Source organism: Actinomadura sp. 21ATH, from assembly GCF_041951345.1.
In the GTDB taxonomy this organism is placed as follows: Bacteria; Actinomycetota; Actinomycetes; order Streptosporangiales; family Streptosporangiaceae; genus Spirillospora.
In genome coordinates, this window is the sequence record NZ_JBGNUR010000006.1 from 321,015 (window position 1) to 346,514 (window position 25,500).

A 25,500-nucleotide genomic window follows, 5' to 3' on the forward strand; every position below is an offset into this window, starting at 1 on the left:
GCGGCGCAGGATCAAGGTGTGCGGATTCTTCTCAAGGTAGCCATCACCGCGGTCGCGCTCTGGGTGGCCACCCTGCTCATCAGCGGGGTGGACGTCGAGGGCGACACGGCCGGCCGCCGGGCCCTCACCCTGGTCGGCGTCGCGGTCATCTTCGGCATCGTCAACGCGATCATCAAGCCCATCGTCAAGACCCTCGGCTGCGCGTTCTACATCCTCACCCTCGGCCTCATCGGCCTGGTCGTGAACGCGCTGCTGCTCCTGCTGACCGGCTGGTTCGCCGACGAACTCGGCCTGCCGTTCCACGTCGACGGCTTCTGGCCCGCGTTCTTCGGCGCCATCATCGTCGGCGTCGTCGGCTGGCTCCTCGACCTCCTCGTCAAGGACGGCGACTGACCAGCGGCTCCAGCAACGGCCCCGCGCCCGCGTACTCCTCGTACGCGGGCGGGCGCTCGTCCACGGGCCCGGCCACCACCCACCGCCGGGCCCGGACCGCGCCGACCAGGAAATCACCCACGTTCACCGTCCCCGCCACCACGAGCACGTCGAACTCCGCCGCGGGCGCCGCCCCGACCGCCGCCGCCGTACCGCAGACCAGCTCGGCCGTGCGCAGCATCACCTCGCGGGCCTCGTCGTCGGCGTCGTCCCGCTCCAGGTAGCCCGACAGCCGCTCGATCCGGCGCATCGCCCGTTCCTGATGGGTGGCCAGCAGCGCCCGGTCGATCGGCTCCGCACCGCAGATCTCCTGCACGTTCTCCCGCGACCGGGCCTCCGCCTCCGTCGCCGCCTCGTACTCGGCCGACCGCGCCGTGATCTCCTGCTCCGCCTCCGCGCGCCGCCGCACCAGCAGCGCCTCCGCCTCCGCGGCACCCGCCTTGGCGGCCTCGGCCTCCGCGCGGGCCCGTTCATGGGCGGCCCGGGCACCCTCGTACGCGTGCCGCGCCGCCACCAGCCGGCCCTCGATCTCCTGCGCGACCCGCTGCGCCTCCAGCGCCACCGCGCTCGCCTGCCTGGCCCGCTCCACGGCCCCCGCCGCGTGCCCCGCCTTCTCCTGGTAGTCGGCCGCCGCCGCCTGCCGCTCGGACGCCAGCCGCGCCAGCTCCGCCCCCAGCTGCCGCTGCGCCTCCTGCGCCGCGTTCAGCCGCGCCCCGCCCTCGTTGATGAACGCCTCCAGCTGCGTCCGGTACCCGTGCGCCCGGTCCGCCGCCTCCTTCGCCTGCGCCGCCTGCGCGGCGGCCTCGTCCGCCTGCCGCGTCAGCGCCTTCACCTCGGCCCGCAGATCCTTGATCTCCGGCGGCGGCGCGGCCACGTGCAGCCGCTGCCCCAGGCTCATCTTGCGGCGCCGCGCCGCCAGCGCCGACTCCGCCGCCGCCAGCCGGTAGTACCGGGTGTGCCCCTCCGCGTCCGCCGCCGCCGACTCGGCCACCAGCCGGTCCGCCTCCTCGGCCGCCCGCGGCAGGTTCTCCCGCGCCTGCGCGAGATCGCTCGTCAGCGCCGCCTCGGCCTGCTGCGCCGACCGCAGCTCGGCCCGCGCCTGCTGATCCCGCTGGTCCAGCGCCGCGCACCGCGCCCGCGTCGCCTCCGCGACCCCCGTCAGCCGGTCCGCCTCCTCGCCCGCCTGATCCGCGAGCGCCTGCAGCCGCTGCGCCTCCGCCCGCGGCCCCGCCAGCTCCGCGGCGATCTCCTCCTGGACGGCCTGGAGCCGGTCCGCCTCCTCGGTGGCCCGCACCCCCGCCTGCTCGGCGGCCCCCACGGCCCCCTTCAACTCCTCGGCCCGCCGTTCCAGCCCCGCCAGCTCGGCGTCCAGCTCGTCCCGCCGCCGCTGCCGTCCCTGCTCCAGCGCCTCCAGCGCCGCCAGATCCCGCGGCCACTGCTCCAGCCACATCAGCCCGCGCTGCAACATCCGCGCCTCGGTCGCCCAAGCCTGCCGCCAAGCCTCCCCCACAGGCCGAACGACGACACCCCGCATCCGTGCCTCAGGAGCATCCCCACCGCTCACCACGGCCGCGGACGCACCCGCCACCTCCGGCGCAGGCACCTCCTCATCCGAAGACGCAGCCTCCGCCTCCGGTGAGGACTCCTGCCCACCCGTCTCCTCGGCGGGCGCCACCGGCAACTGCTCGGCCCGCGTCACGTCCGCAGAGGTCAGCGGCCTGAACTCCACGGTCCTGCTAGCCCCACCCTCTCCTCGCCCAACGTCCGCCGCCCCCTGCGCCACGCCCGGCGCAGCGGGTGGCGCCTGCTGCGCCTCCGGCCCGGCGTACGGCGCTTGCTCTGCCCCTGGCGCGACGGGCGGGTTCTGCGGCGCCCCCGGCTCGGAGTACGGAGCGCGCGGCGCGCCTGATGTCTCTCGCGTGGCCGGAGGCGTCTGCTGAACGTTCGACGAAGCCTCAGGCGCTTGCTGCGCATCCGGCGCGGCTGGCGGTGCGGGCTGGACACCCGGCGCAGCCGGAGGCGTCTGCTGTGTCTCTGGTCCGGCGTACGGCGCTTGCTGTGCGCCCGGCACGGCGGGTGGCGTTTGCGGCGCCTCTGGCACGACGTGCGGCGCGCCTGGCGACGTGTCTGGCGCGGCCGGCGGCGTTGGCCGGACGCCCGACGACGCCTCAGCCGCCTGCTGCGCGTCCGGCCCAGTCGACGGCGTCTGCCGCGTCTCAGGGCTGCCGTACGGCGTTTGAGGCGCGGTGGAGGGCGTCTGTCGGGGGTTTGATGAGGTCTGGGGGGCTTGCTGCGCGTCCGGTACGGCTGGCGGGGTGGGCTGAGGGCCTTGTGCGACCGGCGGGGTCTGGTGCTCGGTTCCCTCGACCAGTAGGGCGAACACCTCGTTCCCGACATCCTGGAGGACCTCGTCCGCTCGTGCCTGTTCAGGCACCAGCACGAGCACTTGCTCGCCGCCTGCGAGGGCCTCCCGTACGACCTCGCCGACGTCCTCCCTTACGACGGGCTCCTCAACGAACCGTTCCAGCTCTTCTGGAAGGTTCGCCTGCAGAGCCCGCAACGCGGCCAGGTGCCCCCGCCACCCGATGGCGTCGGATCCGTGTTCCCGGAGTTCGCGTTCAAGCCGCTCGTAGATCTCGATGAGCGGCTCCAGCGCCAAGCGCGCCCGCGGCTCCCCCGCGACGAGCTCCTCGCCCGCAGGCCGCCGCAGTCCGGCGGCTGTACGAGCCACCTCCGGGTCCAGCGGCGCAGTGGCCTCAGCCGCTTCGCCCCACGACCCGATCTCCGCGCCCACCTCGTCCTCGACCAGCGCCGGATCAGCGTCTCCCAGCCGCTCCTGCCCCACATGCGCGGCAGCCAGTCCACCCGGTTCGTCCGCCGGGTCCTGATCACCTACGTCGAGCCCGTCGGTGGCCGCGGCGGCTTGTGCCAATGCCGGGTCGAGCGGCGTGGTGGCACCTGCTCCCGTCGTCGCTTCCGGGGCGGCGCCCGTGCCCTGCTCCTCTTGCTCCCCATGCGTGGCAGCCGACTGCGTTACCGGCTCGTCCGCTGAGTACCGCTCTCCCACGTCTAGCCCGCCGGCGGCGTCGTGTGCTGCGGCTTGTGCCATTTCGGGGTCGAGTGGCGTGGTGACGCCCGCCGCCGTCTCCTCTGGAGGAGCGCCGGTGCCCCACGCGTCCTCGTCCAGGACGTCGCTTGCGCCCTGCTCCCCTACGTCGAGCCCGTCGGTGGCCGCGGCGGCTTGTGCCAATGCCGGGTCGAGCGGTGTGGTGGCACTCGCGCCCGACTCCTCCTGAGCGGCGCCGGCGTCCTCTTCGTGGAGGTCGTCCGTGCCCTGCACTTCCGGGGCGTCGCCCGTGTCCTGCCGTTCCAGGGCGGCCTGGACTGCCTCCGGCTCCAGCGGTGCGGTTCCCTGCGGCCCGAGTTCCGTACGTTCGTCCTCTGAACGTGGCGAGCCGGCTTCCGCCGGTGCGGGGGCTTCCTGCTCGTCCTCGTACACGGGAAGGGCCTGGGTCGCGTCTGTTTCGGCCGGTGGAGCGGTCTCGGCGTCCGGGGCTGCCGGCGCCGGCCGGTCGTCGGGGGTGGAGAACGGGACGGTGCGTTCCGGCGTGGGGGGCTCGTTGGGGAGGTCGTTGGCCGGCCTGTCTTCTGAGTGCTTCACGCCGTCATCCCGTTCCTAGGTTCGGGGCCTGATTCTCTCCCCTTCCGCCCAGGACTAACGTCTCACAGGTTTCCGATCAACGATGGCCGGCCAGGGGCGCATGGTGATCGATGCCGTCGCGGGGATGCGGGTCGGCGTGGACGAGGGCGGCGGTCAGGCGGGGGAGGGCGTGGAGGAGGCCGTGTTCGGCTTCCAGGGTGATGCGGTGGGCCTGGACGAGGGTGTGGTCCGGGTCGATCTGGACGTCGCATTCGGCGCGGAGGCGGTGGCCGACCCAGCGGAGGTGGACGGAGCCGACGCCGAGGACGCCGGGGGTGGCGCGGAGGGCCTGTTCGGCCTTGTCGACGAGGGCGGGGTCGACGGCGTCCATGAGGCGGTGCCAGACCTGGCGGGCGGCCTGGGTGAGGACGAGGAGGATCGCGAGGGTGATGAGCAGGCCGATCACGGGGTCGGCCCAGGGGAGGCCCAGGGCGGCGCCGCCGGCGCCCAGGAGGACGGCCAGGGACGTGAAGCCGTCGGTACGGGCGTGCAGGCCGTCGGCGACGAGGGCGGCGGAGCCGATGCGGCGGCCGATGCGGATGCGGTAGCGGGCGACGAGTTCGTTGCCCGCGAAGCCGACGAGGGCCGCGAGGGCGACGGCGGTGAGGTGGGTGACGGGGCGGGGGTGGGCGAGGCGGTCGATGGCGGTGTACGCGGCGGCGACGGCGGAGGCCGTGATGGTGAGGAGGATGAGGACGCCCGCGACGTCCTCGGCGCGGCCGTAGCCGTAGGTGTAGCGGCGGGTGGGCGGGCGGCGGCCGAGGAGGAACGCGATCCCCAGCGGGACGGCGGTGAGGGCGTCGGCGGCGTTGTGGATCGTGTCGCCGAGCAGGGCGACGGAGCCCGACACCGCGACGACGGCGGCCTGGAGGGCGGTGGTGGCGGCGAGGAGCGCCAAGGAGATCCACAGGGCGCGGATCCCCTCGGCGCTCGACTCCAGGGCCGTGTCCGCGTGGGAATGTCCCTTCATTCCTCCACGATGGCCCAGAACGCGGATTGCAGCATCTCGGGAATAGCGGCGTTCACGCAGGTGCGAGGCTAATGCGGGTTGGTCGCCAGGAGTTCCGCGAGGAGGTCGTCGAGGGTGACGATCCCGGCGAACGCGCCCTGGGCGTCGTTGATGACGGCCAGGGGCGCGCGGTCGCGGCGGAGGCTGGTGACGGCGTCCAGGACGGTGGTGTTCGCGGTGAGGACGGGCGCCGGGTGGGCCATGTCCGCCGCGCTGCGGCCGTTGGGCTCGGTGATGGCGGCCCGTACGTGGACGATCCCGGCGACGGTGCCGTCGTCCTCGCGGACGAGGAGGCGGCTGTGGCCGCTCGCGGTGGCGGTACGGCGGATCCCGGCGGCGGTGGCGCCCGCGTCGATCGTGGTGACCTTCGCGGCGGGGACGACGAGCCGGGCCACGGTGGCCTCGCGGGCGGAGATGGCGCGGCGGAGGAGTTCGTGGTCGTGCCGGCCGATCAGGCCGAGCCGGCGGGACTCGCCGAGCAGGTGGCCGAGGCGCTGCGGGTCGGTGTGGTCGTCGAGCCCGTCGCGGGGCGTGATGCGGATCAGGCGCAGGAGCCCGTTGGTCGTGGCGTTCAGGGCGGCCAGGACGGGGCGGGACACCTTCGCGAACGCGCGGAACGGCAGCGCCAGGATCAGCGCGGAGCGTTCCGGGTGGGTGATCGCCCAGGACTTCGGCGCCATCTCGCCGATGACCATGTGCAGGAACGTGACGACGGCCAGGGCGGCGGCGAGCGCGATGGCCTTCGAGCCCGCCTCCGGTACGCCGAGGGCGTGCAGGGGCGGTTCGAGGAAGTGCTCGAACGCGGGCTCGGTCACGATCGCCAGGCCCAGCGAGCACATGGTGATGCCGAACTGGGCGCCGGCGAGCATGAGGGAGAGTTCCCGGGTGCCGGCGAGGGCGGCGGCGGCCGGGCGGCTGCCGGTGGCGGCCATCCGTTCCAGCTGGGGGCGGTTGGCGGCGACGAGGGCGAACTCGGCGGCGACGAAGAAGCCGTTGCCGACGAGGAGCAGGACGGTGATCAGGAGGGTGGTCACGACGACGCCTCCGCCTTCCCGCGCTCTCCGGCGAGGACGGGCGGGACGAGCGTCCGCAGCCGTACCTCGTCGGGGACGCGCCGGTGGATGGTGATGACCTCGAGTTCGACGTGGGAGCCGGGCAGCTCGATGGTGAGCCGGTCGGCGGGCGCCGGGAGGCGGCGGAGCTGGGCCATGATCAGGCCGCCGAGGGTGTCGTAGGCGTCGCCTTCGGGGAGCGCGAGGCCGGTGAGGCGGCTGACCTCGTCCACGCGCAGGCCGCCGTCCACGACCCAGGAGCCGTCGGCGGCGGCGGTGGGGGCGTCCTCGGCCTCGTCGGTCTCGTCGGCGATCTCGCCCACGAGTTCCTCGGCGACGTCCTCGAACGTGAGGATGCCGGCGAGCCCGCCGTACTCGTCGACGACGCAGGCGAACTCCTCGCCGGACTCGCGCATCTGCTCGATCACGCCGTACAGCGGCTGGCTGCCGGGGACGAGCAGGGCGGGCCGGGCGATCTCGGCGAGCGGGGTCGTCTCGGCGAGGGTGTCGTCGGCGACCTCGCGGGCGCCGGCGACGCCGATGACGTCGTCGACGTCCTGGCCGTACACGGGGAAGTTGGTGTGGCCGGTCTCGCGGACGAGCGCGACGAGGTCGGCGACGGTGGCGCCGCCGGGCAGGGTGCTGACCTGGGGCCGGGGCACCATGACCTCGTCGGCGGTGCGGTCGCCGAACGACAGGGCGCGGTCGAGCAGCCCGGACAGGTCGGCGGGCAGCGTCCCGGCGCTGTGCGAGCTGCTGATGATCTCGCCCAGTTCCTCCAGGGTGGCGCCGCTGTGGAGCTCCTCGACCGGTTCGACGCCGACGGCGCGCAGCAGGCGCACGGCGGAGCGGTCGAACAGCCGGATCAGCGGGCCGAAGACCGTCAGGTAGACGAGGGTGGACGCGGCGAGCGCGCGGGCGAGCGCCTCGGCGCGGGCCAGCGCCAGGTTCTTGGGGAACAGCTCGCCGAGCAGCATCTGGATGAGCGTGGCGAGCACGAAGCCGGTGGCGAGCGCGATCGCGCCGGTGGCGCCGGTGGGGATGCCCGCCAGGCGCAGGAGCGGCTCGATCAGCTCGGCGAGGGCGGGCTTGGCGATGAAGCCGACCACCAGGGTGGTCATGGTGATGCCGAGCTGGGCGCCCGACAGCATGAAGGACAGCCGGCCGATGACCTTCAGCGCGCGCCGGGCGGCGATGTCGCCCTGGTCGGCGGCCTGGGTGAGCCGGGCCCGGTCGGCGGCGACGAAGGCGAACTCCTGGGCCACGAAGTAGCCGGTGGCCGCGGTCAGGAGGAAGACGGCGAGTACGCCCAGTGTCGCGGTCAGCACGGCGCACCGGGTCTATGACTGGGGTCCGGCACTGCGGACTCTCAACTCCTCTCGATAGGGGGATCCATAAATGCGCAACGTCACCTCACACCAGGTCGTTCCCGGTTGACAAGACGTCGTCTGGTGACGAACGCCTCAAAACCCCCATGGGACAAACGCCGCTTGTCTGGAAAAGTGTCACCGATCACACTGGAAGCCGAGCGTGCGGTGGATCCTGGGGTCCGGGCGCGCGGGAGCCCGAGGCCGACGGGGACCATGAACGCGGGGCACGACGAGTGAACGAGAGCGGCGCGGCCGCGCCGATGAGCCGTGAGGGGATCGACCACGCCCTCGGGCGCCTGCGCGACGAGAAGGACCGGATCTCGGCGGCGCTGCTCGATCTGGAGGACCATGACGGCACCCGGCTGCTCAAGGGGGCCCGGCTGGCGGGCGAGACGTGGCGCCGCTGGGAGGACGCGCGGGCCCGGATCGCGCTGGTCTGGCGGCTGTACGACGCGTACCAGCGGGTCCTGGCGGAGGCGGTGGAGCTGCGCGAGCGGCACGGCCGTCCGAGTCCGGCGGTGCTGGTGGAGCTGACCGGGCTGCTGGCGGGCGAGTCGGTCGAGGTGCCGGGCGGGGACGTCCCGCTGGAGCGGCGGACGCTGCTCGGCTCGGCCAAGGAGCGGATCACGCTGGACGAGGCCGTCGAGCGGATGTCCGCCGGGTACGCGGCCGCGGCCGAGGTGATCGCGGCGGCGGACGCCGCGTGGACGGCGCTGCTCGTCCCGCTGGAGGACGTCGAGGAGATGTGGCGGGAGACGGCCCGGCTCGCCCAGGGCCTGGACGGCGGCGCGCGCCATCCCGAGCTGGACCGGCTGGGCCGCGAGCTGTCCGGGGTCGGGCAGATCGCCCGTACCGACCCGCTGTCGCTCGTCCGGGACGGGCGCGTCGACACCTCCCGGCTGGACCGGTGCCGGGAGTCGATGGCGGCGCTGCGGTCGTCCCTGGAGGAGGCCGTCCGGCTCCGGGACGGCTACGAGGAGCGCCTGGCCGCGGTCGCCGCGTCGATCGGCGAGGTGGAGGAGATGGAGCTGCGGGCGCGCGAGGCCCGCACCGCCGCCACCGTCAAGATCCAGGCGGCCCGGCTGCCGGAGCCGCCCGCGCTGGGCACCGGGCTGCGGCACCGGCTGGCCGATCTGGACGGGCTGTGCCGGGCGGGCCGCTGGGCGGAGCTGGCGGGCCGGCTGGCCGAGCTGGACCGGGCCGTCGCGGCGGCGCTGGAGCTGGCGCGCGACAGCCTGCGGCTGAGCACCGGCCTGCTCGACCGGCGCGGCGAGCTGCGCGGGCGGCTGGAGGCGTACCGGGCGAAGGCGGGCCGGCTGGGGTTCGCCGAGGACGAGCGGCTCTCCGAGCTGTACGGGACGGCGCGGACCCTGCTGTGGTCGGCGCCGTGCGACCTGCGCCGGTCGACGGCGGCCGTGGCCGAGTACCAGCGGGCGATCAGGGCGTGCGAGAGCGCGGCGGAGATGGAGTCGGGTCGATGACGCGGTGCGCCCAGCCCGGCTGTACGGGCAGCGTCCAGGACGACGGTTTCTGCGACATGTGCGGCATGGCGCCCGCACCCGGCTCCGCGTCCGCGGCGGCGGGCTCCATGCCCGGTTCGGCGGCGCCGGAGGAGGCGTCGGTCTCCCCGACGACACCGGCCGCGATGGCCTCCGCGCCTTCAGGGCCTTCCGGTCCGTCGGGGTCGTCGCCCACGTCCGGTTCGTCGGGCCGGACGGCGACGCGGGGCAGCGCGGGCTCGGGCTCGGGCGGCTCGACGCGGCGCGGGATGCTCGGCGCGGGGCTCGTCGAGGTGCCGCCCGTCCCGTACCGCGATCCCGCCGACGCGGTCATGGAACGGCCGGAGGTCCCCGAGAGCCGCCGCTTCTGCAGCCGCTGCGGCGAGCCGGTCGGCCGCGGCAGGGAGGGGCGGCCGGGCCGCACCGAGGGGTTCTGCCGCACCTGCGGGCACCCGTTCTCGTTCACGCCGAAGCTCACGAAGGGCGAGCTGCTCGGCGGCCAGTACGAGGTGCTCGGCTGCCTCGCGCACGGCGGGCTCGGCTGGGTCTACCTGGCCCGCGACCACAACGTCAGCGGCCGGTGGGTGGTGCTCAAGGGGCTGCTCGACACCGGCGACGCCGACTCGCTGGCCGCCGCGACCGCCGAGCGGGCGTTCCTGGCGGAGGTCGAGCACCCCAACATCGTCAAGATCTACAACTTCGTCCGGCACGGCGGCTCCGGCTACATCGTCATGGAGTACGTCGGCGGCGAGTCCCTCAAGGACATCCTGCTGCGCCGCCGCAAGGAGGCCGGGGACAACGAGTCGCTGCCGCTCGGCCAGGTGATCGCGTACGGCCTGGAGGTGCTGCGCGCGCTCGGCTACCTGCACGCGCAGGGCCTGCTCTACTGCGACTTCAAGCCCGACAACGCGATCCAGTCCGAGGAGCAGCTGAAGCTGATCGACCTCGGCGGGGTGCGGCGGGCGTTCGACTCCGGCAGCCCGATCTTCGGCACGCCCGGCTACCAGGCGCCGGAGATCGCCGACCAGGGCCCGTCGGTGACCTCCGACCTGTACACGGTGGGCCGCACGCTGGCCGTGCTGAGCTTCCCGTTCCGCGGCTACACCGGCCGCCACCTGCGCAGCCTGCCGCCGCGCGACGAGGTGCCGCTGCTCGTCCGGTACGAGTCGTACTACCGGCTGCTGCGCCGCGCGACCCACATGGACCCGGCCCGCCGCTTCCAGAGCGCCGCCGAGATGGCCGAGCAGCTCACCGGCGTGCTGCGCGAGGTGCTGTCGGCGGACGACGGGCGGCCGCGGCCCGCGCCGTCCGCGCTGTTCGGGCCGGAGCGCGACGCCGCCGGCACCGACGTCGTCCCGCTCCCGCCCGGGTCCGGTACGCCGGGTCAGGCCGGCCCGGGCGACGGTTCGCGTCCCGTCCTCGCGCCGCTGGCCCCGGAGGCCGCGGTGGCCGCGCTGCCCGTGCCGCTGGTGGAGACCGCGGACCCGGGGGCGGGCTTCCTGGCCGGGCTCACCGCCGGCGACCCGGCGGGGCTGGCCGCCGCGCTCGGCTCGACCGCGCTGAAGTCGGCCGAGATCAGCCTGGCGCTCGCCCGCGCCCGGATCGAGCTGGGCGAGCCGGACGAGGCCGCCGGGAACCTGGACGCGGTCGCCGCCGACCGCCCGGACGACTGGCGCGTCGACTGGTACCGCGGTGCCGCCGCCCTCGCCGCCGGCCGGTACGCCGACGCCATCGCGTTCTTCGACGACCTGTACGACCTGATGCCGGGCGAGCGGTCGCCCAAGCTGGCGCTCGCGTTCGCGTTCGAGTGCGCGGGCAAGACCGCCGAGGCCGACCGCTACTACGAGACGGTACGGCGCACCGACCCGACCTTCGTGAGCGCCGCGTTCGGGCTGGCCCGCGTGCGGCTGGCGGTACGCGACCGGGACGGCGCGCGGGAGGCGCTCGACACCGTCCCGCTGGTGTCCCGCCACTACGTCGCCGCGCAGCTAGCGAACGTCGTCGCCGCCGTGCGCGGCCGGCCGCCGGGGGACCTGGACGCGGGCACGCTCACCGGCGCGGGCGGCCGGCTGGAGAGCCTGCTGCTGGACACCGAGCGTTACAGCACGTTCGCCGCCGAGGTCCTGGAGGCGGGGCTGGGCTGGCTGGGGTCGTCCCCGCCCGATCCCACCGGCGGCGACCTGCTCGGCACGCCGCTGTCGGAGCCGCCGCTGCGGCGCAGGCTGGAGGAGACCTACCGGGTCCTGGCCAAGCTGGCCGGGCGGCCCGCGGACCGGCACGCCCTCGTCATCAGAGCCAACGCCGTGCGGCCGAGGACGCTGTTCTGACGATGGGCGGCCAGGGCGGTGACGGCGAGCGCGAGCGGGCGGGCGCGTCCTGCCCTGCCTGCGGCGAGCCGCTCGACCCGGACGACCGCTTCTGCGAGGCGTGCGGCCTGGCCGCCCGCGCCGCCGACGGCGGGCGCGCCGAGAGCGAGCTGCCGGGCCGGGCCGCCGGGGTGAGCGACGCCGGGCTGGCCCGCGACCGCAACGAGGACGCGCTCTCCCTGGCCGAACTCCCCCGTTCCCGGACGGTCTGCGCGGTCGTCTGCGACGGCGTCGCCGCCGCGCCCGGCTCCGACCGGGCCGCCCGGGTCGCCGCCGACACGGGCACGGCGACGCTGGTCGCGCGGCTGGAGGCGGGGGACGGGCCGGAGAAGGCGACCCGCGCGGCGCTCGACCGGGCGAGCCGCGCCGTCGCCGACCTGGCCGCCGGCCGCCGCTCCGCGCCCGCCTGCACGTACGTGTCGGCGGTCGTCGAGCCGCGGTCGGTCACGGTCGGCTGGGTCGGCGACAGCCGCGCGTACTGGATCTCCTGCCGCGGCGACCGCGGCTCCCTGCTGCTGACCAGGGACGACTCCTGGGCCGACCTGATGATCTCGCGGCGCGCGATGAGCGAGCCGGCCGCCCGCGCTGACCCGCGGGCGCACCTGCTGACCGGCTGGCTGGGCTCGGCCGCCGCCGCGTTCGCGCCGCACGCCGCGACGTTCCGGCCGAAGGGGCCGGGCGCGGTGCTGGTGTGCAGCGACGGCCTCTGGAACCACCTGCCGGACGCGGCCACGCTGGAGGAGGCCGCCCGCGCCGCCGCCGCGCGGGACGGCGGCCTGCTGGACGTGGTGCGCGGGCTCGTCCAGGCGTCCCTCGACGGCGGCGGCCACGACAACGTCACGGTCGCGCTGATCCCGTACCCGCCGCTCCCGCCCCGCCCCACCGAACCCGACCCACCGGACGAACCCCCGAGGGAGCCTCCCCGATGAGCGACCTTCCCGAGTTCAGCATCCGCGTCGACCACAATCCCTACCTCGCGGCGGGAGGCCGCGAGACCCACGCCATCGTCACCGTCACGGCCGCGGGCGCCGGAACGGGCGGCGCCGCCGTCCCCGCGTCCCCCGCCACGGAGGCCGCCGAGGTGATCATCATCGACGCCTCCGGCTCGATGTCGTACTCCGGCAAGATGGCCGCCGCGAAGCGGGCCGCCAAGGCCGCGCTGAACACGCTGCGCGACGGCGTGCGGTTCGCGGTCGTCGCGGGCGCCAACCAGCCGCGCATGATCTACCCGAAGGGCCGCCGGCTGGTCGCGGTCGACGGCGCGACCAGGCGCGCCGCCGCCGACGCCGTCTCCCGGCTGGACGCCGCGGGCGGCACCGCGATCGGCTCCTGGCTGCGGCTGGCCGACGAGCTGTTCGCCGGCCACCAGGACGCGGTACGGCACGCGATCCTGCTCACCGACGGCAAGAACCAGCACGAGACCGACGCCGAGCTCGACGCGGCCCTCGCCCAGTGCTCGGGGAACTTCGTGTGCGACTCGCGCGGCGTCGGCACCGACTGGAACGTGGCGGAGCTGCGCAAGATCTCCTCGGCGCTGCTGGGGTCGTTCCTGGACGTGCCGGACCCCAACGACCTGGAGGCCGACTTCCGCGAGATGACCGCGGCGGCGATGGGCAAGCGCGTCACGGACGTGGTGCTGCGCGTCTGGACGCCGCAGCACGCCGAGCTGCGCTTCCTCAAGCAGATGGTCCCGGCCGTGGAGGACCTCACCGGCCGCCGCAGCGGCACCGGCATGATCGGCGACTACCCGGTCGGCGCCTGGGGGGACGAGGAGCGCGAGTACCACCTGTGCGTGGAGGTGCCCGCCGGGGGCATCGGCCGGCAGATGCGGGCCGCCTGGGTGAAGCTGGTCCTGCCGGCCGGCGCGGGCGAACCGGCCGACCGGGAACTGGCCGCCGGCAACATCCTGATCGAGTGGACCGACGACGAGGCCAAGTCCACCCGCATCAACGCGCGCGTCGCGCACCACACCGGCCAGTCGGAGCTGGCCGACGCCATCCAGGAGGGCCTGGAGGCGCGCCGCGCGGGCGACGAGGAGACCGCGACGGCCCGGCTGGGGCGCGCCGTGGTTCTGGCGGGCGAGGTGGGGAACGAGCAGATCGCCGGGCTGCTGGACCGGGTCGTGGAGGTCGTCGACGAGCGGTCCGGGACCGTTCGGCTCCGCAAGGACGTGTCCAAGGCCGACGAGATGTCGCTCGACACCCGTTCGGTACGGACCGTGCGGACGCTCAACCGGGGCGGGCAGGACGGCCATCCGCGCACCCGCGCCACGCGTCCCACAGCCGGAGAGGAGGCGTGAGGCGATGCCGATCTGCCCGTCCGGCCACACGTCCGGGTCGGACGACTTCTGCGACACCTGCGGCGTCCTGATCCCGGGGGCCCCGCGCCAGAACCTCGGCCCGGCGGACGCGGACCCGGACCCGCCGGCGGGTCCCGGCTCCGCGGGGCGGGAGGCGCGGGAGGCGGAGGAGTGCCCGATGTGCGGTACGCCCCGTTCCGGGCGGTTCTGCGAGGTGGACGCCTACGACTTCGAGACCGGCGCCGTGAGCAGCACCGCGCAGTTCTTCGCCGAGGCCCCCGAGACCCCCGCGGCCCCCGAGGTCCCCCAAGCCACAGAAGCCCCTGAGGTGCCCGAGGGCGCGGTGTGGACGGCTGTCATCGGCGCCGACCGCGGCTACTACGACTCGGTGATCGCGATGGGCGGCCCGGACGCCGCGACGATCGCGTTCCCGCCGTACTGCCCGGAACGCCGCGTGCCGCTGGCCGGCGGGCAGATCAGGATCGGCCGCCGGAGCGTCTCGCGCGGCATCGAGCCCGAGATCGACCTGAGCGTCCCGCCCGAGGACCCCGGCGTCTCGCACCTGCACGCGGTCCTGCTCGCCCGCCCGGACGGGACGTGGGAGCTGGTCGACCCCGGCTCCATGAACGGCACCACGCTGAACGGCGGCGGCAAGCCCGTCGACGTCAACGTCCCGGTCCCGGTGGGCGACGGCGACCGGATCCACGTCGGCGCCTGGACGACGATCACGCTCTCCCTCCGGAGGCCGGAATGACGCAGACCGCTCCGCCGAAGAAGGCGGCCGGGCCCGCCGTCGCGAAGCCCGCAGGGGCGCGCCCCGCGGAGGTCCGCCCGGCCGAGCCCGCGCCGGGCGCGGTCGCGCGGTTCGTCCGGGGCCGCTGGCTGGGCACCGTCCCCGGGCGCATCAGGCTGCACGCGGTGCTCGCGCTCGGCGCCGTCGGCGTCCTGCTGCTGCTCATCGCCGCGACGGTCGGGAACGCCCGGGACGCCGTGCGCACCATCGGCCACGACGCGGGCCCGCAGGTCGTCGCCACCGGCAACCTGTACTTCGCGCTCAGCGACATGGACGCGCACGTCGCCGACGTCCTCCTCATCGGCCGCGAGCACGGCCTCGGCATCGGCCGCGACGAGTCGCTGCGGCAGTACGAGGCGCGCCGCGACGAGGCGGGCCAGGCGGCGATCGAGGCGGCGCAGCTGGCCGGGCAGGACGCCGGCCGGCAGAAGACCGTCCGGGAGGTCCTCCAGGCGCTCGGCCGCTACGACCGGCTCGTCGGCGAGGCGCTGCTGCTGAGCCGGCAGTCGGGCCACGCCGCCGGGCGGACGCCCGAGCCGGTGATCGGCGCGTACCGGCAGGCCACCGACCTGATGCGCATGGAGCTGCTGCCCCGCGCGTACAACCTCACGCTCGACAGCGGCGCCACCGTCCGGCAGGAGTACGAGGACAAGCGCGGGGCCGTCCAGGCGGGCCGGGCGTGGGTGGTGCTGGCGGGCGTCGCCGCGCTGGCGGTCCTGGTCGCGGCGCAGCTCTACCTCGCCCGCACCTTCCGCCGGGCGGTCAACCCGGCGCTGGCGCTGGCGACCGCCGGGACGCTGCTGCTCCTCGGCGCCGCCGTCGGCATGCTGAACGGGCAGCTCGACCATCTCCGGAAGGCCAAGGAGGACGGCTTCGACTCCGTCCTGACGCTGTCCAGGATCCGGGCGATCAGCCACAGCGCGTTCGCCGACGAGAGCCGCTACCTGCTCGACCCGGAGCGCGCCGACACCTACGAGCAGAACTTCCTCGACAAGGCCCTGGCCATCGCCTACGTGGACCCGGGCGAGTCCCGGCCGCTGAACCTGGACACCTACTACGCGCTGATCGGCCGTACCGCCGCCGAGTACCCGTCCGCGTCGGGCGACACGCGCTTCCTGGGCCTGTTCGCGACGGAGGCGGCCAAGGCCGACGAGGCCGGCGCCGAGCCGCGGCTGGCGGCCGTGCTGCGGGCGTACGCGCGGGTCATGGACGGCGACCGGCGGATGCGGGAGCTGGCGGCCGGCGACCGCCGGGACGAGGCGATCGCGCTGCGGATGCGGCGCGAGTCCGGCGGCATGATCGCCGAGTTCGAACGGTACGACGCCGGACTGGTCGGGCTGTCCGGCCTGCACCGGCAGCGGTTCCAGGACGCGATCGGGGCCGCCGACGGCGGGCTGCGCGGCTGGGGCGCGCTGCCGCCGGCCGCCGGCGCGGTGCTGGCGGCGCTGATCCTGGCCGGGGTCCGGCCGCGGCTGGCCGAGTTCCGGTGACCGCTCCGATGGTTGCGACGGTCCGCGACGGGGAACGGCCCGACATCCGAGAAGGGGACGGCTGAACATGCGCATCTTCCGGGGCGCCGCGGCGGCCGCCGCGCTGGCCGCCGCGGCCGGATCGGGGGCGGCCTGCGGGCTGGCCGCGGGCGAGGAGTCGGTCGCGCGCAAGGAGTCGCTGGTGATCGGCGTGAAGGCCGACCAGCCGGGGCTCGGCCTCAAGGCGAAGGACGGCACGTACGCCGGCTTCGACGTGGACGTGGCCCGCTACGTCGCGGGCCGGCTGGGCGTCCCGCCGGGGCGGGTCGCGTTCAGGACCACGCCGTCGTCGGTGCGGGAGAAGGCCCTCGCGGACGGCGACGTGGACCTGATCTTCGCCACGTACTCGATCACCGCGCGGCGCAAGGAGGCGGTGACGTTCGGCGGGCCGTACTACGTGCCGCACCAGGACACGCTGGTCCGCGCGGACGACGCCTCGATCCGGAACGTGCGCGACCTCAAGGGCAAGCGGCTGTGCGAGGTGGCGGGGTCCAACTCCTGGCGGCGGGTGATCGAGGAGCGCGAGATCGCCGCGACGCGGGTGAAGGCGCCGACCTACAGCGCGTGCATGGACCTGCTGGCGGGGCGCAAGATCGACGCGGTGTCGACCGACGACCTGATCCTGGCGGGGTTCGCGGCCGGCCGGCCGGTGAAGATCATCAATGCCCCGTTCACCGACGAGAAGTACGGCGTCGGCATCCGCAAGGGCGATCTGGAGGGCTGCGAGGCGGTCAACCGGGCGATCACCCGGATGTACCAGGACGGCACCGCGGCCCGGCTCCTGACCAAGTGGTTCAAGGAGTCCGGGCTGAAGCTGGCGACGAGCGTCCCGCAGTTCGAGGGCTGCTCGTAGAGCCCCGGACGGCGCGGAGCGGCGGCTCGGGACGAGGTCAGGGCGAGGTGGTGGACGGGAGCGCGCCGATCGCCTCGCGCAGCGTGTCGTAGATCGGGATGAACTCGTCCACCGCGGTGATCCGGAACACCCGGCGCACCCGCGGCGGCAGCGCCACCAGGGCGATCATCGTGCCGCGCTCCAGCGCGTTCCGGTGGGCCGTCACGATCGAGTTGAGGCCGGTGGAGTCGCAGAACGTGACCTGGCGCATGTCGACGACCATCGGGCCGCCCGCCTCCAGGACCTCCGCCATCGTCTCCTCGAAGCGCTCGCGGGACACCACGTCGATCTCGCCGCGGACCCGCACCACGGTGCAGCGGTCCTGCCGCAGAAGGGAAACGTCGAAATCCATGGGCAACCTCCCCGCCCCGAGTATGAGAGCACCCGTGACCCGCCCCGCACGGTCCCGGGATCGCGCACTCCGTGGCCGCCGAACCGGCCCGTCCGGTGTGGGGCCTCATCGCCCCGTACGTTCCCGACCGTAACCGATCCCCCGCCGTGGCCGGACCGCCCGGCTCCTGGGAATCCCCTGAAAAAGCTACTGCACAGAAACCTACTTTGCAGTAAGGAATGGTCCCGGATTGGATCAAGAGTCCAATGCGGCCTGGTTACGGCCGCCCCTTCCCGGCGTGGTACACGTCACCTTGACGCCTCCATGACCTGCGGCGGAGTCGTACACTGCCCTTCTGGCACCGGGAAAGGGCGCCGGTGACCATGGCCCGGAACGGCTCAGACGTTACAGTGGCGGTGCCGAATTCTGGAGGCTGGGTGTTCTACACGTTCATGTCGCGCGTCGTGGCCCCGATCCTGCGACTGCTTTTCCGGCCGCGGATCGAGGGCCTGGAGAACGTCCCGCTCTACGGGCCGCTCATCGTGGCCAGCAACCACCTGTCGTTCATCGACAGCTTCATCATCCCGCTGTCGCTGCCGCGCCCGGTGACGTACGTCGCCAAGGCCAGCTACTTCGAGGGCAAGGGGCTCAAGGGCTGGTTCGTCCGCTGGTTCCTCACCACGCTCGGCCACGTCCCGATCAAGCGCGGTGCCGGCCGGGCCGCCATGGGCGCGCTGGAGCAGGGCCGCGACGTCCTCGGCAACTCCGGCGCGTTCGCGATCTACCCGGAGGGCACCCGCTCCCCGGACGGCCGCCTCTACCGCGGCCGCACCGGCGTGGGCTGGCTCGTGCTGGCGTCCGGCGCCCGCGTCCTGCCGGTCTCCCTGGAAGGCACCGAGAAGATCCAGCCGCTCGGCGCCTCCAGGCCGCGCGTGCTGGGCCCGCGCCCCACCGTGCGGATCGGCCCGCCGATGGACTTCACCCACTACCGCGACCTCCCGCCGGCCAAGGCGCGCCGCGCGATCACCGACGAGATCGTGGAGACCATCCAGAAGCTGGGCGGCCTCGACTACACCGGCACCTACAACGACCGCGCCGACGCCGCCGGCAACTGACGCCCGCGAGCGGCCGGGCCCAGCGGGCCAGGCGGGCCGGTACGCCCGCATCCTCCCGCGATGCCGGAGCCCGCGCCGCCGATCGGGCGCCCGGGTCGCCGAAAGGGCGTGTCGCCGCAGGGGGTTCCCCGCCGTCCGCCCCTAGTGTCACCAGGCATGGCGCACAGGCTCGCACGGACAGCGATGATCACGACGATGGCCGCCGCCTGCGCGGGCGCGTGCGGCGGCGGGGGCGCGGACGGCGCCAAGACGCAGCAGGTGAAGTCGACGGGACGGGCCGCGCTGGCCGGCACCGCGTACACCTCCGCGCAGCTCCAGCAGGCGCTGCTCGCCCAGCCGGCCGGCTACAAGCGGGTCGGCGAACTCGACGCCGGCGAGTACGGCGCGCTCAAGGCCGTCCAGAACTTCGAGCAGCTGCAGCGCCAGGTCACCCTCGACAAGCCCGACTGCGCCGGCGCCGCGGGCGGCACCCCCGGCGGGAAGGCGCTGGACAAGACCGCGCCGGCGGCCATCGCCTCGTACGGCAAGAGCAGCGGGCAGACCGTCACCGAGACGCTGATGGCGATGCCGGCCGAGGCCGCCGAGCAGCACGTGAAGGCCAAGGTGCCGGCGGTGTGCGGCACGTTCAGGACCAGGGTCGGCGGCAAGTGGTCCGAGCACCGCGTGGTCGAGTCCCCGTCCGCCGCCATCGGCGACGGGTCCCGCACGGTCGGCATCTCGACGCGGACCGGCGCCGCCCGGGTCAAGACCTGGTACGTCGTCGTCCAGGGCCGCCGCTACCTCGCCACCGTCAGCCTCATCGGCCCGAACGTCACCCGCGCGGAGGCCGAGCAGATCGCCCGCCAGGCCGACGCGCAGGCGCGCCGCGTCCTGCCCTGACGCACTCGCGGCCGGGATCCCCGAACGGATACCGTTCCCCTTACTTGACGATGTGAGCGAGTGGGGGAGCCCTTGATCGGCAAAGAGGGCCGGGTCACCGGCAGGATCGGTCCCGGTCTGGTCGGGGAGGTCATGATCCCGGTCCGCGGCGGGGTGGAGGCGTTCTACGCGCACCCGTCCGACCCGCGCGACGAGTTCTCCCCCGGGACGATCGTGGTGGTGGTCGAGTACCACCCGCCCCGCACCGTGTACGTCGCCCAGGCGCTGGGCTGAATCCGGCCACCGAAAATTAGCGGCGCTAAGGGAACCTGGGCGCCGCCGGGCGCATCATAGGAGGGACGCCGACCGCTGGCGTCCCGATCCGGCGGGGAAGCGAGCGCCGGACCGGCCCCCCAGCCCAGAGGAGGCCGCATGCCCGTTGTCGGAATCGCGATCGCGGTGGTCGTCGCCCTGATCGTGCTGATCATCCTGTTCAAGATGGTCTGGCGGGTGGCCGAACCCAACGAGGCGCTGATCATCTCGGGGCTGGGCGCCAAGTCAAAGCCGCTCGACGGCGTCGACAGCCTGGGCTTCAAGATCGTGACCGGCAAGGGGACCGCGGTGCTGCCCGGCTTCCAGGTCTCCCGCCGGCTGCACCTCGACAGCCGGTCCGGCAACCTCGAGGTCAACTGCGTCACCCAGCAGGGCATCCCGGTCAAGGTCCGCGGCGTGGTCATCTACAAGGTCGGCGACGACTTCATCTCGATCGCCAACGCCGCCCGCCGCTTCCTGGAGCAGCAGAGCTCCATGGACGGCGCCATCCACGAGCTGTTCACCGGCCACCTGCGCTCGATCATCGGCAACCTGACCGTCGAGGACCTGATCCTCAACCGCGAGCGGCTGACCAGCGAGACGCGCAGCTCGGCCGCCGACGAGATGAGCAAGCTCGGCCTGGTCGTCGACTCCCTCCAGATCCAGGAGATCGACGACGAGACCGGCTACATCGTCAACCTGGGCCGCCCGCACGCCGCGAAGGTCGCCGCCGCGGCCCGCATCGCCGAGGCCGAGCGCAACCAGGAGGCCACCCGGCGCGAGCAGGAGACCGAGCGGGAGAACGCCGCCGTCATCCGGGACACCGAGATCAAGAAGGCCGAGTACGACGGCCAGGTGAAGCAGGCCGAGCAGCAGGCCCGCCAGGAGGTCATCCAGCGCGAGACCCGCAACGCCGAGCTGGAGGCCGAGCGCACCGAGCGGCAGCTGGAGAGCCAGGTCCGCAAGCCCGCCGACGCCAAGGCGTACGAGCAGGTCAAGCTGGCCGAGGCCGAGCGCGAGGAGCGCATCGCCTACGCCCAGGCCGCGGCCACCGAGGTGCAGCTCAAGGCGCAGCGCGAGTCCGAGGCCATCCGGCTGCTCGGTGAGGCCGAGGCCGACGCGACCAGGCGCAAGGGCCTGGCCGAGGCCGAGGCGATCAAGGCCCGCGCCCAGGCGCTGGCCGAGAACCAGGAGGCGGTCATCGCCCAGCAGCTCGCCGAGAACTGGGCCGAGATCGTCGAGGCGGGCGCCGGCGTCTTCGGCAACGTCGACAACATGGTCGTCCTGAACGGCGCCCAGGGCGTCGAGGAGATGCTGGCCAAGGCGCTGACCCTCGGCGGCACCGGGCTGGGCCTGGCGCGCCAGCTCCTCGCCGGCCAGGCGAGCGCGCAGGCGGCCAAGCCCGCGAACGGCAGGCCCGCCGACGCGGCGGCCGCCGCGACCGGCTCCGTCCCGGTCGCCGCTCCCGCGCCGCCCAAGCCCGACACCGACTGACCGTCCCGTACGCGTGCCCGCCCGTCCCGGAGCCCGTCCGGGGCGGGCGGTGCGCGTTATGGGAGTCGGCGGTGGCGTCCCCCCATATTGTTGACACCATGTCCGTGCCCCGGCTCGCCGTCTCCGTCGATCTCGTCGTCCTCACCGTCCGGGAGCAGCGGCTCAGCGCGCTGATGTGGCGCCGCGACCGGCCGCCGTACGACGGGTGCTGGTCGCTGCCCGGCGGGTTCATCCAGCTGGACGAGGACCTCCCCGTGGCGGCGTCCCGGCTGATGGCGGAACGGGCCGGGCTGGCGGACGTGCGGATCCACCTGGAGCAGCTCGCGACGTTCGGCTATCCGGACCGTGACCCGCGGCAGCGGGTGGTCAGCGTGGCCTACCTGGGCCTGGCCCCGGACCTGCCGGCGTCGAGCCGGGCGCAGGTGCTGTGGACGGCCGTGGACGAGCTGACGCGCGGCGGGTCGGCGTTCGACCACCGGCGGATCCTGTGCGACGGGGTGGAGCGGGCGCGGGCGAAGCTGGAGTACACGTCGCTGGCGGCGGCGTTCTGCCCGCCGGAGTTCACGGTGGCGGAGCTGCGCCGCGTGTACGAGATCGTGTGGGGCACGGAGCTGGACCCTCGGAACTTCCACCGGAAGGTGACGGGCGCGGACGGCTTCCTGGTCCCGACGGGCCGCACGACCACGCGCGACGGCGGCCGTCCCGCCCGCCTTTACACGCGCGGCGACGCCGAGCAGCTGCGCCCGCCGATGCTCCGCCCGCGCACCGGCGCCCGCGCCTGAGGGGCCGGCCGCCCCGCGTCCCGGGCCCGCTGAAACCGGTGTACGAAATCTTGACCGGAGCCATGTCCCCGCTGGTCGGCGCATCGTTTCCGGATTGCTAGCTTGGTGTCCCATGGATGGCGAAATGTCCGAAGAGCTGGGGCTGCTCGTCCGCGACATCGGCGACGCCGGCGTGGAGGAGATGGCCGGGTCGCCGGCGCTGGCGGCGGCCGTCGACCAGCACGCGGCCGCGGTCCGCGACGCCGTCGCCGGACCGGACGGCGGCCGCCCCGGGACGGACGCGCTGATGGACTACCTGCACTCGTTCGCCGAGGACGCCTTCCGGCGCGGCTGGTGGCCGGGCAGCACGCACGACTGGGAGTTCGTCCGGATCGTCACCGTCTGCTGGATGCTGCGGCAGGGCCCCTCGCCGTCGTCCTGACCGGGCGGCACTCCGTAGGCTGGGCCCCGCAGGCTGGGAAGCACATCCGAAGAACGAGGAGGACAACGGTGTCCGAAGCATCCACCCCCCGCTTCCGCTCCGTGCTCGACCGCTTCCAGGCGTACAAGCCCGGCAAGGTCGTGGTCTCGCCCGAGGGCCGCTCGTTCAAGCTGTCGTCGAACGAGACGCCGCTGGGCCCCCTGCCCTCCGTCCTGGACGCCATCACCGAGGCCGCCCAGCGCGTCAACCGCTACCCCGACAACACCTGCGCGGCGCTCATCGAGGCGATCTCCGCGCGGTTCGGCGTCCCCGCCGACCACGTCGCGGTGGGCTGCGGGTCGGTCGGCGTGACGCAGATGCTGCTGGAGGCCGTGGCCGAGCCCGGCGCCGAGGTGCTGTACGCGTGGCGCTCGTTCGAGGCGTACCCGGTCCTGGTGGCGCTCTCCGGCGCCACCTCCGTGCAGGTGCCGCTCACCGGCGAGGCGCACGACCTGGACGCGATGGCGGACGCGATCACCGACCGGACCCGGCTGATCTTCGTCTGCAACCCGAACAACCCGACCGGCACCGTCGTCCGGCGGGCGGAGCTGGAGCGCTTCCTCGACCGGGTGCCCGCCGACTGCCTGGTCGTGCTGGACGAGGCGTACCGCGAGTACATCCGCGACCCCGAGGTCCCCGACGGCCTCACCCTCTACCCCGACCGCCCCAACCTGGTCGTGCTGCGGACGTTCTCCAAGGCGTACGGGCTGGCCGGGCTCCGCGTCGGCTTCCTCGTCGGCCACCCCGCCGTGGCCGAGTCGATCCGCAAGACGTACCTCCCGTTCAGCGTCAACTCCCTCGTGCAGGCGGCGGCCGTCGCCTCGCTGGCAGCCGAGGACGAGCTGCTCGCCCGCGTGGAGAGCACGGTGAAGGAGCGCGAGCGGGTCCGCGACGCGCTGCTCGCCGACGGCTGGACGGTGCCGCCGACCGACGCCAACTTCGTCTGGCTGCGGCTGGGCGAGCGCACGATGGAGTTCTCCGCGGCCTGCGACGCGCAGGGCGTCAGCGTCCGGCCGTTCGCCGGCGAGGGCGCGCGCGTCTCGATCGGCACGCCGGAGGAGAACGAGGCGTTCCTGGCCGTGGCCAGGGCGTTCCCGCACCGGAACTGACGTCAGCCGGTCCCGGTCCCGCCGCCGGGGTCACCCGTGCCCGGGTCACCGGTCCCCGGATCACCCGTGCCCGGATCGCCGGTCCCCGGGTCGCCCGTGCCCGGATCCCCCGTCCCCGGGTCCCCGGTGCCGGGGTCTCCCGTGCCGGGGTCACCGGTTCCCGGATCGCCGGTCCCCGGATCGGGGTCGGGATCCGGCGTGCCGGGTCGCGTCGGGCCCGGCCCGGGCCGGGTGGGCCGCTCGCTCGGGCCGGTGGTCTCCGGCGCGGGCCCGGTCGTCTGCGGCGCGACCGGCGGCGGCGCGGTGTCGTCCGCGGCCGGGGGAGCCGGCGTGCCGGGTGTGGCGCTCGGCGCGGGATCCGGACCCGGCGAGAGCCTCAGCAGCGCGGGCGCGTGCCGGCGGATCGGCTCGTACCCGACGACGGCCGAGACGGCGGCCCCGGCGCCCAGGACGCCGGCGGCGGCGCCCGCCGCGGCGGCGACGCGCAGGCGTTCGGAGGTCTTCTGCTTCATGCCCTGCCCCCAGGGCCAGGCCGGTGAGAGTTCACCGGTTTCCCTAGAGAGTGGGACGGGCGCCGCCCGGCGCGCGTTGTCCCGTGGCCGGGTCCGGCCGTCCCGAACGGTCGGCGCGCCTCCCCGGGCCGGTCGGTGCCCGGGGCCCGGGCGTCAGGTGCCGGCCTTGGGGCCCAGCTTCTCCACGATCAGCCGGTAGAGCTGGCGCGGCCGGCCGGGCTGCGGCGTCCGGTTCGGCGGCAGCGGCCAGGCCAGGCCCTCCTCGACCAGCGTGCGCAGCAGGCGCCGGGCGGTGCGCGGCGTCACGCCGAGCATCTTGCCGGCGTTCTCCGCGTCCACGATCAGCGGCTGCTCCTGGTCGCCGAGCTTGTCGGCGAGCCGGGCGAGGATCTCCAGGCCCTTCGGCTTGGCCTGCGGCTGCGCGCGTGGCGGCGTGCGGGGAGCCGGCACGAGCGCGCGGCCGTCGCGGTCGAGCGCGAAGCCCTGGGCGCGCTGGGAGCTCTGCGAGCGGGCCAGCGCGGCGCGGGCGTGGGTCTCGGCCTCGTGCGCCGTACGGCCCATCCCGATGCCGACCTCGATCGCCAGCCCCAGCTCCTCGCGGACCCGTTCGACGAACGGCGGCGTCCGGAACCCCTCGGTGCCGGCGGTGACCGAGCCCCGGGTCGCGATGACCAGGTAGCTGTGGTCGTCCAGCGGCCACACGGAGGCGTTCATCCGGTGCGCCTCCTGGAGCAGCACCCGGTGCAGCGCCAGCTTGAGCTCGTCGCGCCAGTAGCGCGGCGTGACGCGGCGCGGGGTCTCGCGCAGCGTCGGGACGTCCACCAGGACGACGACGAGCTGCGACTCCTCCAGCCGGTGGTGGGCGCCCAGCAGCGCCGCCGTCTGCAGCGAGCTGCGGATCGCCGCGCCGGTCGGCCGGACCCTGATGGTCGGCACCCCGGCCATCTCCATCCGCTCGGCCGTGGCGTGCACGCACGTCATCGCGACCGTGGTCGCGCCGCGGCGCCACAGCCGCTCGTGGAACGCGGCCAGCGTGCCCGGCCCGGCGGCCTCCTCGCGCAGGTGGACCTGCTCGGTGCCGAGACTGATCTCGGCGTACGCCTCCTCGACCTCGGCGCGGCCGAGCACGTCGATGCTCACCCGGCCCGGATCGAAGCGCTCGTCCAGGGAGGCCCGCAGCAGCGCGCCCTGGAGGGCGGCGCCGTTCAGCGGCACGTACGTCGCCGGCATCGTCAGCACCCCGGCCTTGCGGGCGAAGTCGTACGGGACCGGGCTGGCGAACAGGCACACGTCCACCCCGGAGCCCAGCCGTACGACCTTGTCGGCCGCCTCCTGCTCGTCGCGGTACGCGGCGGCCACCAGCCGGCTCGGTACCGGTGTGGGGCCGTGCCCCATCAGCATGACCCGCTCGACCAGGTCGTGCGGGCCGACCACGCCGATCGTCAGATCGGGGGTCACCGACCCCGTCCTGGTGGTCGTCATAGGTGATCGCTCGCTTCCCGACCAGCCTCGTGTGGGGGGCCCTGCCCCGGCCATGCGTTCGCGCACGCTCCGCCCAACGGTTGACTCATGGCTTGTCGCCCCTG

At 74.5% G+C, this 25,500-nt stretch carries 24 protein-coding genes; 17 read left to right on the forward strand and 7 right to left on the reverse strand.

Annotated features, from left to right (window positions below; genetic code table 11):
* Positions 1-18: 18 nt before the first annotated feature.
* On the forward strand, positions 19-393 hold the full coding sequence (locus tag ACA361_RS21070) for a phage holin family protein (protein ID WP_375014104.1): 375 nt from the start codon (positions 19-21) through the stop codon (positions 391-393).
* Here ACA361_RS21070 and ACA361_RS21075 read toward each other — a convergent pair.
* Positions 377-1,900, reverse strand: coding sequence for a hypothetical protein (locus ACA361_RS21075; RefSeq protein WP_375014105.1), 1,524 nt, complete (start codon positions 1,898-1,900; stop codon positions 377-379). The two genes, ACA361_RS21070 and ACA361_RS21075, sit on opposite strands and share 17 nt — an antisense overlap.
* Before the next feature lie 978 nt (positions 1,901-2,878).
* Between ACA361_RS21075 and ACA361_RS21080 the strand changes: the two genes are divergently transcribed.
* Together ACA361_RS21080 and ACA361_RS21085 are read left to right on the forward strand one after the other, a co-directional pair.
* A complete protein-coding gene (locus ACA361_RS21080) occupies positions 2,879-3,484 on the forward strand; it encodes a hypothetical protein (protein WP_375014107.1) in 606 nt (201 codons plus the stop codon).
* A gap of 264 nt (positions 3,485-3,748) precedes the next feature.
* Entirely contained in the window at positions 3,749-3,877 is a 129-nt protein-coding gene (locus tag ACA361_RS21085) for a hypothetical protein (protein ID WP_375014109.1), read from the forward strand.
* Positions 3,878-4,169: 292 nt separating this feature from the next.
* On the opposite strand, the gene ACA361_RS21090 is transcribed toward ACA361_RS21085, so the two are convergent.
* The 3 genes from ACA361_RS21090 to ACA361_RS21100 all read right to left on the reverse strand — a co-directional run bounded on the left by ACA361_RS21090 (position 4,170) and on the right by ACA361_RS21100 (position 7,521).
* Complete coding sequence (locus ACA361_RS21090; protein WP_375014111.1) at positions 4,170-5,102, reverse strand: cation diffusion facilitator family transporter; 933 nt, start codon at positions 5,100-5,102, stop codon at positions 4,170-4,172.
* 68 nt (positions 5,103-5,170) lie between these two features.
* Complete coding sequence (locus ACA361_RS21095) at positions 5,171-6,175, reverse strand: hemolysin family protein (protein ID WP_375014113.1); 1,005 nt, start codon at positions 6,173-6,175, stop codon at positions 5,171-5,173.
* Positions 6,172-7,521: a hemolysin family protein gene (locus tag ACA361_RS21100; RefSeq protein WP_375014115.1), complete on the reverse strand. Its 1,350-nt coding sequence runs from the start codon at positions 7,519-7,521 to the stop codon at positions 6,172-6,174. Before ACA361_RS21100 ends, ACA361_RS21095 begins: the two co-directional genes overlap by 4 nt.
* 275 nt (positions 7,522-7,796) lie before the next feature.
* On the opposite strand from ACA361_RS21100, the gene ACA361_RS21105 reads away from it, so the two are divergent.
* The 7 genes from ACA361_RS21105 (at position 7,797) to ACA361_RS21135 (ending at position 16,902) form a co-directional block, all read left to right on the forward strand.
* Positions 7,797-9,044: a hypothetical protein gene (locus ACA361_RS21105; RefSeq protein WP_375014117.1), complete on the forward strand. Its 1,248-nt coding sequence runs from the start codon at positions 7,797-7,799 to the stop codon at positions 9,042-9,044.
* The gene (locus ACA361_RS21110) at positions 9,041-11,389 is read left to right on the forward strand and encodes a tetratricopeptide repeat protein (protein ID WP_375014119.1); all 2,349 of its coding nucleotides are present in this window, start codon (positions 9,041-9,043) and stop codon (positions 11,387-11,389) included. The genes ACA361_RS21105 and ACA361_RS21110 overlap by 4 nt, the downstream gene beginning before the upstream one ends.
* A 2-nt stretch (positions 11,390-11,391) precedes the next feature.
* The gene (locus ACA361_RS21115) at positions 11,392-12,357 is read left to right on the forward strand and encodes a PP2C family serine/threonine-protein phosphatase (protein WP_375014121.1); all 966 of its coding nucleotides are present in this window, start codon (positions 11,392-11,394) and stop codon (positions 12,355-12,357) included.
* Complete coding sequence (locus ACA361_RS21120; protein ID WP_375014124.1) at positions 12,354-13,727, forward strand: VWA domain-containing protein; 1,374 nt, start codon at positions 12,354-12,356, stop codon at positions 13,725-13,727. Before ACA361_RS21115 ends, ACA361_RS21120 begins: the two co-directional genes overlap by 4 nt.
* A 4-nt stretch (positions 13,728-13,731) precedes the next feature.
* Positions 13,732-14,481, forward strand: a complete 750-nt coding sequence (locus tag ACA361_RS21125) for an FHA domain-containing protein (protein WP_375014126.1) — start codon at positions 13,732-13,734, stop codon at positions 14,479-14,481.
* On the forward strand, positions 14,478-16,010 hold the full coding sequence (locus ACA361_RS21130) for a hypothetical protein (RefSeq protein WP_375014128.1): 1,533 nt from the start codon (positions 14,478-14,480) through the stop codon (positions 16,008-16,010). The genes ACA361_RS21125 and ACA361_RS21130 overlap by 4 nt, the downstream gene beginning before the upstream one ends.
* 67 nt (positions 16,011-16,077) lie before the next feature.
* The gene (locus ACA361_RS21135) at positions 16,078-16,902 is read left to right on the forward strand and encodes a glutamate ABC transporter substrate-binding protein (protein ID WP_375014130.1); all 825 of its coding nucleotides are present in this window, start codon (positions 16,078-16,080) and stop codon (positions 16,900-16,902) included.
* A 37-nt stretch (positions 16,903-16,939) separates the two neighbouring features.
* On the opposite strand, the gene ACA361_RS21140 is transcribed toward ACA361_RS21135, so the two are convergent.
* Positions 16,940-17,293 (reverse strand): STAS domain-containing protein, encoded by a 354-nt coding sequence (locus ACA361_RS21140; protein ID WP_375014132.1) that lies wholly within the window; start codon positions 17,291-17,293, stop codon positions 16,940-16,942.
* A gap of 416 nt (positions 17,294-17,709) precedes the next feature.
* Here ACA361_RS21140 and ACA361_RS21145 point away from each other — a divergent pair, with 416 nt between their 5' ends.
* The 7 genes from ACA361_RS21145 (at position 17,710) to hisC (ending at position 23,402) form a co-directional block, all read left to right on the forward strand.
* Positions 17,710-18,387, forward strand: a complete 678-nt coding sequence (locus ACA361_RS21145) for a lysophospholipid acyltransferase family protein (RefSeq protein WP_375014134.1) — start codon at positions 17,710-17,712, stop codon at positions 18,385-18,387.
* A gap of 183 nt (positions 18,388-18,570) precedes the next feature.
* Positions 18,571-19,266 carry a hypothetical protein gene (locus ACA361_RS21150; RefSeq protein WP_375014136.1) on the forward strand — a complete coding sequence of 232 codons (696 nt, stop codon included), beginning with the start codon at positions 18,571-18,573 and terminating at the stop codon, positions 19,264-19,266.
* Between the two features lie 72 nt (positions 19,267-19,338).
* On the forward strand, positions 19,339-19,539 hold the full coding sequence (locus ACA361_RS21155; protein WP_375014138.1) for a hypothetical protein: 201 nt from the start codon (positions 19,339-19,341) through the stop codon (positions 19,537-19,539).
* 138 nt (positions 19,540-19,677) lie between these two features.
* On the forward strand, positions 19,678-21,051 hold the full coding sequence (locus tag ACA361_RS21160; RefSeq protein WP_375014140.1) for a flotillin family protein: 1,374 nt from the start codon (positions 19,678-19,680) through the stop codon (positions 21,049-21,051).
* Between the two features lie 98 nt (positions 21,052-21,149).
* A complete protein-coding gene (locus ACA361_RS21165) occupies positions 21,150-21,833 on the forward strand; it encodes an NUDIX domain-containing protein (protein ID WP_375014143.1) in 684 nt (227 codons plus the stop codon).
* Positions 21,834-21,957: 124 nt separating this feature from the next.
* The gene (locus tag ACA361_RS21170; protein ID WP_375014145.1) at positions 21,958-22,254 is read left to right on the forward strand and encodes a DUF6401 family natural product biosynthesis protein; all 297 of its coding nucleotides are present in this window, start codon (positions 21,958-21,960) and stop codon (positions 22,252-22,254) included.
* Positions 22,255-22,322: 68 nt separating this feature from the next.
* Positions 22,323-23,402 carry a histidinol-phosphate transaminase gene (hisC, locus tag ACA361_RS21175; protein WP_375014147.1) on the forward strand — a complete coding sequence of 360 codons (1,080 nt, stop codon included), beginning with the start codon at positions 22,323-22,325 and terminating at the stop codon, positions 23,400-23,402.
* A gap of 2 nt (positions 23,403-23,404) precedes the next feature.
* Here the strand turns inward: hisC and ACA361_RS21180 are convergent, their stop codons facing one another.
* Positions 23,405-23,914, reverse strand: coding sequence for a hypothetical protein (locus ACA361_RS21180; protein ID WP_375014149.1), 510 nt, complete (start codon positions 23,912-23,914; stop codon positions 23,405-23,407).
* A gap of 153 nt (positions 23,915-24,067) precedes the next feature.
* Positions 24,068-25,396: a transcriptional regulator gene (locus tag ACA361_RS21185; protein WP_366621125.1), complete on the reverse strand. Its 1,329-nt coding sequence runs from the start codon at positions 25,394-25,396 to the stop codon at positions 24,068-24,070.
* Positions 25,397-25,500 lie beyond the last annotated feature (104 nt).

Coding starts and splice junctions, on each gene's coding strand:
- ACA361_RS21075 (WP_375014105.1), bottom strand. CDS start 1,900: ATGTTGCAGCGCGGGCTGATGTGGCTGGAGCAGTGGCCGCGGGATCTG.
- ACA361_RS21090 (WP_375014111.1), bottom strand. CDS start 5,102: ATGAAGGGACATTCCCACGCGGACACGGCCCTGGAGTCGAGCGCCGAG.
- ACA361_RS21110 (WP_375014119.1), top strand. CDS start 9,041: ATGACGCGGTGCGCCCAGCCCGGCTGTACGGGCAGCGTCCAGGACGAC.
- ACA361_RS21115 (WP_375014121.1), top strand. CDS start 11,392: ATGGGCGGCCAGGGCGGTGACGGCGAGCGCGAGCGGGCGGGCGCGTCC.
- ACA361_RS21120 (WP_375014124.1), top strand. CDS start 12,354: ATGAGCGACCTTCCCGAGTTCAGCATCCGCGTCGACCACAATCCCTAC.
- ACA361_RS21125 (WP_375014126.1), top strand. CDS start 13,732: ATGCCGATCTGCCCGTCCGGCCACACGTCCGGGTCGGACGACTTCTGC.
- ACA361_RS21130 (WP_375014128.1), top strand. CDS start 14,478: ATGACGCAGACCGCTCCGCCGAAGAAGGCGGCCGGGCCCGCCGTCGCG.
- ACA361_RS21135 (WP_375014130.1), top strand. CDS start 16,078: ATGCGCATCTTCCGGGGCGCCGCGGCGGCCGCCGCGCTGGCCGCCGCG.
- ACA361_RS21140 (WP_375014132.1), bottom strand. CDS start 17,293: ATGGATTTCGACGTTTCCCTTCTGCGGCAGGACCGCTGCACCGTGGTG.
- ACA361_RS21150 (WP_375014136.1), top strand. CDS start 18,571: ATGATCACGACGATGGCCGCCGCCTGCGCGGGCGCGTGCGGCGGCGGG.
- ACA361_RS21160 (WP_375014140.1), top strand. CDS start 19,678: ATGCCCGTTGTCGGAATCGCGATCGCGGTGGTCGTCGCCCTGATCGTG.
- ACA361_RS21165 (WP_375014143.1), top strand. CDS start 21,150: ATGTCCGTGCCCCGGCTCGCCGTCTCCGTCGATCTCGTCGTCCTCACC.
- ACA361_RS21170 (WP_375014145.1), top strand. CDS start 21,958: ATGTCCGAAGAGCTGGGGCTGCTCGTCCGCGACATCGGCGACGCCGGC.
- ACA361_RS21180 (WP_375014149.1), bottom strand. CDS start 23,914: ATGAAGCAGAAGACCTCCGAACGCCTGCGCGTCGCCGCCGCGGCGGGC.
- ACA361_RS21185 (WP_366621125.1), bottom strand. CDS start 25,396: ATGACGACCACCAGGACGGGGTCGGTGACCCCCGATCTGACGATCGGC.